This is a genomic window from Pseudomonas baetica, assembly GCF_051216495.1.
Classification (GTDB): Bacteria; Pseudomonadota; Gammaproteobacteria; order Pseudomonadales; family Pseudomonadaceae; genus Aquipseudomonas; species Aquipseudomonas baetica_B.
This window is the reverse complement of the sequence record NZ_JBPKAM010000003.1, coordinates 1-12,118: the sequence shown is the minus strand read 5'-3', so window position 1 is coordinate 12,118 and position 12,118 is coordinate 1. Positions and strand designations below refer to the sequence as shown.

Sequence of the window (12,118 nt, the reverse complement as noted above, 5' to 3'; positions counted from 1 at the left end):
TTTTCGAGTCCATCGCGAGCAAGCTCGCTCCTACAGAAAGGGCGTTGTGTCAGGTACCGGACTTGATCTTGGTCCAGGCCCGGGTCCGCGCACGTTCAGCATCTCGCGGCAGCGGTTGCAGGGTATAGAGCGTGCTCATCGCCGCTTCGGTCGGGTACAGGTTCGGGTTGTTGCGAATCGCCGGGTCGACCATTTCCGTGGCGTCCTTGTTCGGGTTCGGATAACCGACGAAGTCGCTGACCGGCGCGATCACTTGGGGTTGCAGCAAGTAGTTGATGAAGGTGTAGGCGTCTTCCGGGTTCTTTGCGCCTTTTGGAATCGAGAGCATGTCGAACCAGATCGGCGCGCCTTCTTTCGGCAGGCGCATGTCGACGACCACACCGTTCTTGGCTTCCTTGGCGCGGTTGGCGGCTTGGGAGAAGCTGCCGGAATACCCGACAGCGACGCAGATGTCGCCGTTGGCGATGTCCGCCATGTACTTGGATGAATGGAAGTAGGTGACGTACGGACGGATCTTCATCAACAGCGCTTCAGCCTTGTCGTAGTCCGCAGGTTTCTTGCTGTTGGGGTCCAGGCCAAGGTGTTGCAAGGCCAGTGGCAGGATCTCCGAGGGCGAGTCGAGCAGGGCGACACCGCACTGCTTGAGCTTGCTGATGTTCTCTTCCTTGAAGATCAGATCCCAGCTGTCCACCGGCGCATCGGCGCCCAGTGCGGCCTTGACCTTATCTGGATTGAAGCCGATCAGGATGGTGCCGTACATGTACGGCACGGCGAACTTGTTGCCTGGGTCGTTGGCCTCGATCAGCTTCATCAGCTTGGGGTCGAGGTGATTCCAGTTTGGCAACTTGCTGCGATCCAGAGGCTGGAACACGCCGGCTTCGATCTGCTTGGCGAGGAACACGTTGGATGGCACCACCACGTCATAGCCGGAGTTGCCGGTCAGCAACTTGGCTTCCAAAGCTTCGTTGGTGTCGAAAATGTCGTAGACCAATTTGGTCTGGGTGTTCTGTGCTTTGAAGTCTTCCAGGGCCTTCGGGGTGATGTAGTCGAACCAGTTGTACACGCGCAACGTTCGCTCTTCGGCGTGGACGGCGCCACTGAGCACCGTGGCGCACAGTGCTGGCGCGATAAAACGCTTGAGTGTGTTCATGTTGTTACTTCCCCTGGGCGCTTTCAAAGCCTTCGAGAACGTTCACGGCGTTGATGCCGATTTCTTCGACTGCGTAACCGCCTTCCATCACGAACAGTGTCGGTATGCCGAGTGCCGCGATGCGCTTGCCCATGGCCAGATAGTCCGGGCTGTCGAGTTTGAATTGCGAGATCGGATCGTCCTTGAAGGTGTCGACGCCCAGGGACACGACGATGATGTCGGCACCGTAGTTCTCGATCTCTTTGCAGGCCTTTTCCAGTGCTGCACTCCAGACGTCCCAGCCGGAACCTGCGGCCAACGGATAGTTGAAGTTGAAGCCTTCGCCGGCGCCTTCGCCCAATTCATCGTCATAGCCGAGGAAGAACGGAAATTCGGCTTCCGGGTGACCATGAATCGAGGTGAACAGCACGTCGCTACGCTCGTAGAAAATCGATTGCGTGCCGTTGCCGTGGTGATAATCGACGTCGAGGATCGCGACTTTTTTGTGGCCTTGATCGAGGAACGCTTGGGCGGCGATGGCGGCGTTGTTGAGGTAGCAATAGCCCCCCATCAAATCGCTGGCGGCGTGGTGTCCCGGTGGACGGCACAGGGCGAAGGCACTGCGGGCGCCGCGCTGGATTTCCGCTTGAGCGGTCAGCGCCACTTGCGCCGCGCTGTACGCCGCTTGCCAGGTGCCGGCGGTGATCGGTGCGCCACCGTCGAAGCTGTAGTAACCGAGTTCGCCATGCAGGCTGGTGGGTTTGATGCGGCGCAAAGTACGGGCTGGCCAGGTGTAGGGCAGCAAGTCGCCGTCGGTGTTGAACGCGGTCCAGCGGGCCCAGGCGCCTTTGAAGAAATCCAGGTAGTCGCGGCTGTGGATGCGTGCAATCGGATCGAGGCCGAAATCCTTCGGCCCTTCGACCGGGCCCAGGTTCTGGTTTTGCACACGGGCCAGTACGTGGTCGGCACGGGACGGCATTTCGAAGCAAGGCTTGAGTTGCCCGTCGATCAATTCACAACGGCCGTGGTGCAGGTGGTGATCATCAGAGTAAATCGTCAGCATTTCTTGTTCTCCGCAGGCTGATTCGGTCGAACACAGTCTTGCGGCGCGCACGGTTTTGGAGAACGGCAGGAAAGGCCAAAAGGGGATCGATATGGCCAAAACATTTGACCGAAATTCGCCCCTTGATGATGCGGCTGTGCCCCTGTTCTGGGCATGGAATGCAAAAACTGCGGGAGGGTTAGTGCGGGCGGAACTGACTCGGCGCCACGCCACTCCAGCGCACGAACGCATGGCGGAAACTCGCGGTTTCGCTGAAGCCCAGCGTTTCGGCGATACGGTAGATCGGCATCTGATCCTCGCAAAGCATTTGCTTGGCTTGTTCGAAGCGAAGTTCGTCGAGCAATTCCTGATAGCTGCAGCCCAGGTCCTTCAAGTGGCGGCGCAAGGTGCGCGCCGAGCAGTTCATCTGTTCGGCCAGGCCTTCGAGGCCCGGCGCCGCATTCAATTGCGCACTCAGCAGTTGGCGAATCCGCCCCAGCCATGCCTGGCGTCCGGTGAATTCGGTGTTCTGCTTGCGGCAGCGTTCGGCCATGGCTTGATGGGTAATGACGTCCGCCAGTGGCAAAGGTTGATCAAGCCACTGTTTGTCGAAGGCGAAGGCGTTGTTTTGCGCCTCGAAATGCAGCATGCAGTCGAAAGGCTCGGCGTAGCTCGCCTCGTAATCGGGGGCCGCATGTTCGAAGCGTGCCGACAGCAGCGGCAAGGGGTGCCCGAGCAGGTCGTCACAGATGACTTTCAGCGAGACCAGGCAGAATTCGGCGTTGAACACTGCCAGTGCCGGGTTCTCCCGATAATCGGCAGCGACGAACCAGACACGGTCGCCGTCGTCCTCGAGGCTCAGCTCGAAAAGTGTTCCCAGTAGCGCCGGATAGCGCATCGCCAGGCGTAACGCGTCACCGAAGGTGGCACAGGTGAGCAATGCGTAACCGAGCATACCGTAGGACGAAACGTGCATGCGCCGACCCAGCTCCAGGCCGATATCGCGTTTGAGCGCGACGGCGTTGGCGCACACCTGCATCTCCTGGGTGGTGGTGATGCGCGTGTCGGCCCGGTTGAGATCCGCTGCGCTGATGCCACTGCCGGCTAGCAAGGCGTCGCTGGACAGTCCTTCGGTCTTGAAGGTGTTGAGCACCAAGGATACGGCGTTGAGGGTGGTGAGGTGGGAGTGAAGCATAGGAGGGCCTCGATTTCCTTTGATCGAAACCGAGCAAGTAGCATGCCGTGATTCAACGCCCTCATGGTGGCAAGGGCGCTGAAGGTTGTCGGATATTCACGACGCCTGATTTCTCAGCCTGCGCTGAAAAACAGATTCTGAGCCTGTTCCAAGCCAATCATGCTGCGGTAATAGGCAAGCAATTGTGCACCATTGAGCCCTTTGGGGGTGTCTGCACTCAGCCCCAGACTTTGTTCCGCCGGGGTTTTCAAGCGTGCGTATAGGAAGGACTTGGCGGGTACCCACGAAGTGGAGTAAAGGAAATGTGCATACCAGAGAGTTTCTCCGCTTTTCCGGTCACGGATCGTGTATTCATCCAGATATCGAGACTTGCCCCCTTTGAGTCGACGCCGATCGATAGTTTTCGTAATCCTTATTTCCTGCTTGTTTTTTAGCCACTCAATACCCGAGAGGGTGGGCGGTTGTTCTTTGATTAACTTCAGCATGTTGCTGGTGGCTTGCTGGTCGATGTTCTGCACGGCGTTCTTGAGCGCTTTGTTGACGAGTGCGGCTGAGCTTGAGCTGCTCTCGATCGCATTGTTATCGGTCAACGCTTGTTCAATTGTGCTGCTGGCCTGTTCCAGCTTTATCGCATGCTGGTGAAACAGGTATTCGATCCCGAACGGTGAGCGCCCTGTTTGTTTCGATTGTTCGACCATGCGCGCATTGAAAGCCGGTAGTTCATCGAGCAGTGCCTGGCCTTGATTGACACTGGCCTCCAGATCCGGAGCCGCTGGGACGGTCGAGGTCACTTCCACATGCTTGACCCAGATATCCGAGTCTTTGCGATGGAAGGTGGCTATGACCTTGTTAGTGAGCGGCGAAGTGATGTCGACCAGATCGGTTTCCAAACCCTGCGGCGTAAGTCGCGGCTCTCCGATGAGCACGCCGTTGTAACGTGTCCGGATAAACTTCTTTCTTGGCCTTGGCGGTTGCACAGGGAGGGAAGGGCGGGCACGCAACACATCTCTTTCTTCTAGCGTCACTATCAGATTGCGCGCAGCGCGATGCTTGAACCCATTGAGCTGTTGACGCAGGCGTGTGACCGGTGCTTCAAGGACATCCCCGGAGTATGTTCCGTTGAAATCCATCAAGCGCTCATCAATGACATTGAATTGTTCGATCAGATTGTTGAGGATGTCGATGCGTTCGTCGAGACGGTTGACACTGCGCTCGTCCAGCGTGTCTCGCAAAACCTGAACGGACATGTCGGCGCTATCGACGATTCTGTCCAGGATGGACCATGCCTCTGCCATCGTGGCGACGGAATGTTCGGGCAGGCACAGATTGCGCGTGATCGTTATCTGGAGTGCCTTGAGATCATCGACGGTGTACGAGGGCAGAAGTTGTTTGGTCTGTTGGATCAGGCGCATCCCCTCTTTTTCAAAGCCTCTGAGTTCCTTTATCCCTGATTCGATACTGCCCAGGCGGCTGATCATGTCCTGACTCATGTCCATCATTTGTCGAGCCTCTTCGAAGTGACGCTCTTGTGGGGCCTCGGCCTGACGCTCGATTTGATTCAAGGCTGCTCGTACTTTTGGGGTGAAGGTGGTGAGCGTTTCCCGAATGCCGGCATGGACGAGTTCCAGTTGAGCTTTCAGGTAGCCAAGCGACTTTTGCTGATAGTCCGCCGTTGGCGAAAAGACATGCAGTGATTTGAGATCACTCAGGGCTGCTGCGTATTCCGCTCGCTGAGACTCCAGCGTTTGCAGGTACAGTTCCCGCAAGGCTTGAGCGGTCTCGGAAGTGGCGCCGGCCATCGCCTGATGGGCCTGTTGCAACTCCTTTTGCATGGCTGCTTTGCGGCTTTCGAATGTGGTTAGTTTTGTACGCATTTCGTTAGCTTTGACAATTGCTTGAGACTGGGCCGACCTGGCCAGGCTTTCCCATCCTCCACCGCGCAGGCGCAGGCGTGTATCGATAAACCATTCACCCCGTGCGCTGTGCATCAGGGCCGGACCCGATCGTGTGGGTTGCCTGGCGTCGATGATTGCGACGTTACCGCTGTCGTCCACCGAGACTTCGAACCATCTCTGTCCTACGGGTGCATACCATTTCTGGTTGAGTCCGTAGAGATGTCTATGAACGCCTTCCTCGGTATGGGCGGTGCCAAGTCCCTCGGGTCGGGTGATTTTGAAGCGATCCAGCACCGTTCCCAGGGGGCCGGGCGTTCGGTTTACCGCTCCACTGATGATCAGTGTTTGCTGGAGGCCGGTCGCGTCATGGAGGGTGGTGCTGGGCAGTTGCTTGACACTGGCTTTCACGACTTCGGGTGTCTTGTTGATGGGCGATTCAGTCGTTGGTTCATCGTTCGCCTGACGCTTGCCTGACGCGCCTTGGGTGGCGATATGCAACGTGATTGCCATACCGAGATTGAGCAGTACATCAGCAAGGGCTGCCCATTGCGCCTGCTCGTCGTCCCGCTCGTGTGCATCATGCAGTTCTTGTAGCTGATCCATGATTTGCCAGATCCAAACGCTAGTGCCCACGGTACGCCCCAAAAAGGGCAGGACGGCGTTTAACACCATCCAGCCAGCCCGTTTGAAACTGGCCCAGCGGCTTTCCGCGTTAGATACCGATTGGCGATTGGCGAGCTCAACCAGCGCATCCGTGTTGGCTTTGAACAGGGCTGTGAACTGATCACCCTCCAGGGCCTTGTTTCCCAAGGCGATTGGCCCCGTCATTGTCGTGAGCTTTGTGGGGTCGACCAAAAACTCGATAACAGCCCACGGCGACGGCAGTGAGCCAGGGAAAACATAACTGGCGTAGTCGCTGCGCACATCGTCCGGCAACCACGCCAGAACGGACTCTCGCAGGCTGGTGGACTGCTGAATGGCATAGAACAAATTGGAGGGTGAAGGGTATTGGGACAACGGCTGGTCAAGCATGGGCCGATACAACAGGCATGGGCCGGCAGTCGGGTCCTGAGGGCCTATCACGAACATATTGGCAGCCACGTCCTGGGAGTCATCACTTCGGCGTTTAGGTATGAAAGCCAATGGACGAATAACGATGGTCTGTCCGTCGACCACCCGGTCCTCGGCCGCAGGCTCCATCACAGCAGCGACATAACGGTATCCGCGTGAGTCGATTCCGGCCTGCTGGCGAATCTTGCATTGCAAGGCCAGCAACGGTAGCTGGATGCGCAAATGTTGGGTGTACAAGTCCTGTCGACGTGTCGACTCTGTCGCATCGTCAAGCAACTTGCTCTTTATCAAAGTCGGATAGGTGCTGCCGATATCCGCTTTGCTGACGAGCCCTTCCACATACTCTACGGTCATCCACGCCGGTAGCGGTTTTCGGTTGGTGGAGAGAATGAACTTGTCACCGGACGGGAGGGCAATGAGGTTTTGCAGGGCGAGATCGGCAATGCTGAAGGTAGAAGTGTCGAGCTTGCCCGGGACGACAAATGTGCCCCAGACGACAAGGCTGCGGACGCGAATTTCCATCGCGGCAAGGTCCGGCGTCGCGATGCCTGGATGGTCTTTGTCCATTTCGGCTTTCAGCGCATCGAGTGCGTACTGCTCGATAGGCGGGATACCATCCAGGTAGGTCTTGCCTGCGTTCTGGCTGTGCAGCACTGCCAGGTCCTTCAAGTATCGGGAGTAGTTGTTCAGGTCCGGGAGGGAGGCGGAGCTGAGCCAGTCAGGCAACGCGTCTTTAAACCATTCCAGCCCGGGGCCTGTTGTTGTGTGGGTGGCCTCTGCTTCAGGAGTGAGGAGCGGTTTGCTCGGTCTGGTGTATCTGAGGTCGGAGAAATCGAGAGATCCAAGCGCATCAATCTGGATCGATATCAGTGCGCACGCCTGATAGTCAAACACGTTGCCCACGGACTCCACCAACCGCCACTGAATGCTCTGGTGAGGTATTGATTTCACGTGGTCGGGTAGCGTTGCGCCAAGCTCTTCCAGGGTGTCGAACTTTTCATAACCCTTGAGCAGCGAATGGGTGAGGATGACCGTGCGGCCCTGTTGTTTGCCGATCAGTACCACGATCGACGCCTCATTCCAATGTAGTGTGTCCTCGCCAGCTGTCAGGTCGATTGCAACCAGATAGGCTTTGCATTGATAGGGGTCGGCAACCCCGGTTTCCAAGTCCGGTGTGCGGAACAAGGTACGAGCCATGTTGCAGTCATCGTTACTCCATCCGGTGACCTGATCGACATTCCAAAGATTGCGCAATGTGTTCGATAGTTCGTGCCAGCGGGGGCCGGAAGAGCCTTCGGCCTTGTTCCAGAACTCCAACTGTTGTTCCTGATAGGCCTTGAGCATCACGGGAGCCAGCAGGTTGAGCATTTTGGCGATTTCGTCGATTCGTACCGGAAGATGAATCGTGGGTTCAGCAATCGGTTGTTGGGTCAGGAAATGCTCACCCTCAATGTACAGGGCCGGCACCGCATACACCGTCTGATGGGCAAGGATTTCGGTCAGCGCTTGATAGCGGGTGGGGCCGGCCACGATTTCTTCGAAGAGGATATCCCATGAAGGCGTGGCGACCATGGTGATGTTCGGGTCGAGATCCAGTGCCGGATAGAGTTTTTGCAAAGATTGGCGAAGCAATACCGCTGCAACATCGTTCAAGTCGGGGCCGATGCTGAGTTGGGTGATCAGGGCATCGGTGATGTTTTGGTGGGAGGGTGTTTGCGTCCTGGTGTTTGAGGCTGATGTGCTCATCGTGCATCCCTGCGAGTCAAAAAAACATGGAGGTTGCTCGAGGACAAACCTCGGGCAACCTCCATGCTAGGGAGTCATCAGCCAGGGAAGGTGGTAATTAATTACACCCCAATATTTTTAGACTCAGCTCAATTCACCGCACAAATCCAGTTCGACCAGACGGCGCACTTCAGCGAAATCCAGGTTGGCGCCCAACAGTGCATGTAACTTGCCGAATGCAGCTTCACGGGTCATGCCGCCGCCCGAAAGCACGCCAACGCCACGCAAGCGACTGCCCGCTTCATACACACCCAGTTCGACGCCCCCTTCATGGCATTGCGTAACCGCCACTACCACTACACCCTTATCCCGCGCCCGTTCCAGGCTGGCGAGAAACGACGGGTTGTTGCTCGGACCCGTGCCGCTGCCGTAACACTCCAGCACCAAACCTTGAATGCCGCTTTCGAGCAAGCCATCCAGAATCTCGGCGCGGATGCCGGGAAACAGCGGCAGCACGGCGACATTCGCCAGGTGCTTGTTTTGGTTGTAGTTCAAGGCGGCTGGCAGTGAAGGGGCTTTTGCACCGCCGCCCTGACGCTCCAGGCGCTTGAATGGATGCCGGCCGAAACTGCGCACCTTCGCGCAACGGGTTGGGTCCAGGAGTTCGCCGTGGAAGTACAAGTGCACACCCGGCGCCAGGCCTTGGCCCAGGGCAACCAACGCGCCGCCAAGATTTTCCCAGGCATCGCTGTCGGTGACGCCGGCGGGCAGCATCGAACCGGTGAAACACACGCGGGCGTGCAAGCCGAGCAATTGGAAGCTCATGGCAGTAGCGCTATAGGCCAGGGTGTCGGTGCCATGCAGGATCAGCACACTGTCGCAGCCCTGCACATCAACTGCATCGACCACCGCTTCACGCAGTTGCTTCCAGTAGGCAGGCGTCATGTTGGCACTGTCGATCAGCGGCGACATCTCGCGGAAACGCCACGGCGGCACCACTAGATCAGGCTGGCTGTGCAGGTAGTCGCGCATCCGCGCTTCGAAACCGGACGCCGGGGCCAGGCCGTTGGCGCTGGCTTGCATGCCGATGGTGCCGCCGGTGTAGAGCACCATGACGTTTTGGGCGGCAGGGTAGGTCGAGGAATTCATGGAGACGCTCCGAGAACAATGACTTCCCTTGTGGGAGCGAGCTTGCTCGCGAATGCGGTTGCGCATTCAACATTGATGTCGACGGACACACCGATTTCGCGAGCAGGCTCGCTCCCACAGGGCTTTGCGCACTGTAACCGATCAGCGGAGAGGCCAGCACGAGCACTGCAAAATCCGACCAAAAAAAAGGGCCTGGAGAGTGATCTCCAAGCCCTCAAAAGGTGAGAGGTGTCTAGTCCCTCGACCTGGTGAGCGGTGCTACAAGTAACGCGTCGGTTCAGGCTTTAAGCGGAACCAGACGCGGAGCAATCATGTTTTCCGGGCGCAGGATGTCGGCGAGCATGGCGTCGTCGAGCAAACCTTCTTCGCGCACCAGTTCCAGCACGCCGCGACCGCTTTCAAGGGCGATACGGGCAATGCGTGTGGCGTTTTCATAGCCGATGTACGGGTTCAGCGCGGTGACCAGGCCGATCGAGTGCTCGACCAGTTCGCGGCAGCGTTCTTCGTTGGCGGTGATGCCGACGATGCAGTGCTCGCGCAGCATGTCCATGGCGCGTTGCAACAGGCGGATCGAGTCGAGGATCTTGAAAGCGATCAACGGCTCCATCACGTTCAGTTGCAGCTGGCCGCCTTCGGCCGCCATGGTCAGGGCCAGGTCGTTACCGATGACCTGGAACGCAACCTGGTTCACGGCTTCCGGGATCACCGGGTTGACCTTGCCTGGCATGATCGAACTGCCTGGCTGACGCGCCGGCAGGTTGATTTCGTTGATGCCGGTGCGTGGGCCGCTGGACAGCAGACGCAGGTCGTTGCAGATCTTCGACAGTTTGACCGCGGTGCGCTTGAGCATGCCGGAGAACAGTACGAAGGCGCCCATGTCGGAAGTGGCTTCGATCAGGTCGGCTGCCGGCACCAGCGGCTGACCGCTGATCAGGGCCAGGCGTTGAACGGCCAGGTGCTGGTAACGCGGGTCGGCGTTGATGCCGGTGCCGATGGCGGTACCGCCCAGGTTCACTTCGGTCAGCAGTTCCGGGGCCAGCGTCTTCAGACGGGCCAGGTCTTCGCCCAATGTAGTGGCGAATGCGCGGAATTCCTGGCCGAGGGTCATTGGCACGGCGTCTTGCAGCTGGGTACGACCCATCTTCAGAACGTGTGCGAATTCTTCACCCTTGGCCGCGAACGACTGGATCAGGCTGTCGAGGCTGGCCAGCAGGGAGTCGTGACCCAACAACAGGCCCAGGCGGATCGCCGTCGGGTAGGCGTCGTTGGTCGACTGCGCCATGTTCACGTCGTTGTTTGGGTGCAGGTATTGGTATTCGCCCTTCTGGTGACCCATGGCCTCCAGCGCGATGTTGGCGATGACTTCGTTGGCATTCATGTTGGTCGAAGTGCCAGCGCCGCCTTGAATCATGTCCACCACGAACTCTTCGTGGAAATCGCCGCGGATCAGACGGGCACAGGCTTCGCTGATGGCCGCGTGCTTGGCTTCGCTCAGGTGACCCAACTCGCGGTTGGCGTCAGCAGCGGCTTGTTTGACCATCGCCAGGCCGACTACCAGCTTCGGGTAATGCGAGATCGGAACGCCGGAGAGACGGAAGTTGTTCACTGCTCGCAGGGTCTGGATGCCGTAGTAGGCATCAGCCGGTACTTCGAGTACGCCAAGCAGGTCTTTTTCTGTGCGGAAGGATGCAGCGGAGGACATGATAGAAATCATCTCGATATGGACCCGGTCTGTGCCGGAACACTGCAAATGCTAGGCTTGTGGAGAATTTAGAGCCAATGCTGTTAAACACTGCCCTATGCATATTCGGCATAATGCCCGTGTGACGCCGCGTTGGCGGCAAGCGTGTGACCTAATTTGGTGCGTGTTCGGGAGGACGTGATGAATCTGGAAAGTAAATGGCTGGAGGACTTCAGTGCCCTGGCCGCCACCCGCAGCTTCTCCCAGGCGGCGGAGCGACGCTTCGTGACCCAGCCGGCGTTCAGTCGGCGGATCCGCAGCCTCGAAGCTGCGCTGGGGCTGACGCTGGTCAACCGCTCGCGCACGCCGATCGAACTGACGGCGGCGGGGCAGTTGTTTCTGGTGACCGCGCGCACCGTGGTTGAACAGCTCGGCGAAGTACTGCGTCATCTTCATCACCTGGAAGGCGGGCAGGGCGAAGTGATGCAAGTCGCTGCCGCGCACTCGTTGGCGCTGGGGTTCTTTCCGCGCTGGATCGCACAGTTGCGCAACGAAGGTCTGAACATCGCCACGCGGTTGGTGGCGACCAACGTCGGCGATGCGGTGCATGCGCTGCGTGAAGGTGGCTGCGACCTGATGTTGGCGTTCTACGACCCGGATGCGGCCATGCAGATGGACCCGGAAATCTTCCCGTCGCTGCACCTTGGCCAGACCGAGATGCTGCCGGTGTGTGCGGCGGACGCCGATGGCAAGCCGCTGTTCGATCTGGAAGGCGAGGGCAGCGTGCCGTTGCTGGCGTACAGCGCCGGGGCGTTTCTCGGCCGCTCGGTGAACATGCTGCTGCGTCAACGTGCATTGCGTTTCACCACCATCTACGAAACCGCCATGGCGGACAGTCTCAAGAGCATGGCGCTGGAAGGGCTGGGCATTGCCTGGGTGCCGCATCTCAGCGTACGGGCAGAGTTGGCGCGCGGTGAACTGGTGGTGTGCGGTGGTCCGCAGTGGCATGTGCCGCTGGAGATTCGTTTGTATCGTTGCGCCTTGGTACGCAAGGCCAATGTGCGGTTGTTATGGCGCAAGCTTGAAGGCGGTGCAGCCCAAGGCACGACAGGCTCCTGAGGCAAGTGATTACCCCTGTGGGGGGGGGGGGGGGGGGGGGGGGGGGGGGGGGGGGGGGGGGGGGGGGGGGGGGGGGGGGGGGGGGGGGGGGGGGGGGGGGGGGGGGGGGGGG

General features: G+C 58.8%; 7 protein-coding genes. 1 reads left to right on the top strand and 6 read right to left on the bottom strand.

The window, feature by feature from the left end; all coding sequences use genetic code 11:
• Positions 1-49: 49 nt before the first annotated feature.
• The 6 genes from ACSFE6_RS02495 to aspA form a co-directional block, all read right to left on the bottom strand.
• On the bottom strand, positions 50-1,150 hold the full coding sequence (locus ACSFE6_RS02495; protein ID WP_435426111.1) for a polyamine ABC transporter substrate-binding protein: 1,101 nt from the start codon (positions 1,148-1,150) through the stop codon (positions 50-52).
• A gap of 4 nt (positions 1,151-1,154) precedes the next feature.
• Positions 1,155-2,192 (bottom strand): histone deacetylase family protein, encoded by a 1,038-nt coding sequence (locus tag ACSFE6_RS02490; RefSeq protein ID WP_435426110.1) that lies wholly within the window; start codon positions 2,190-2,192, stop codon positions 1,155-1,157.
• Positions 2,193-2,370: 178 nt separating this feature from the next.
• Positions 2,371-3,366 (bottom strand): AraC family transcriptional regulator, encoded by a 996-nt coding sequence (locus tag ACSFE6_RS02485; RefSeq protein WP_435426109.1) that lies wholly within the window; start codon positions 3,364-3,366, stop codon positions 2,371-2,373.
• Between the two features lie 113 nt (positions 3,367-3,479).
• Positions 3,480-8,078 (bottom strand): dermonecrotic toxin domain-containing protein, encoded by a 4,599-nt coding sequence (locus ACSFE6_RS02480; RefSeq protein WP_435426108.1) that lies wholly within the window; start codon positions 8,076-8,078, stop codon positions 3,480-3,482.
• Positions 8,079-8,201: 123 nt separating this feature from the next.
• Positions 8,202-9,206 (bottom strand): asparaginase, encoded by a 1,005-nt coding sequence (locus ACSFE6_RS02475; RefSeq protein ID WP_435426107.1) that lies wholly within the window; start codon positions 9,204-9,206, stop codon positions 8,202-8,204.
• 277 nt (positions 9,207-9,483) lie between these two features.
• The gene (gene aspA, locus ACSFE6_RS02470; RefSeq protein WP_435426106.1) at positions 9,484-10,908 is read right to left on the bottom strand and encodes an aspartate ammonia-lyase; all 1,425 of its coding nucleotides are present in this window, start codon (positions 10,906-10,908) and stop codon (positions 9,484-9,486) included.
• 180 nt (positions 10,909-11,088) lie between these two features.
• Between aspA and ACSFE6_RS02465 the strand changes: the two genes are divergently transcribed.
• Complete coding sequence (locus ACSFE6_RS02465) at positions 11,089-12,006, top strand: LysR substrate-binding domain-containing protein (protein ID WP_435426105.1); 918 nt, start codon at positions 11,089-11,091, stop codon at positions 12,004-12,006.
• The last annotated feature ends 112 nt before the right edge of the window (positions 12,007-12,118 follow it).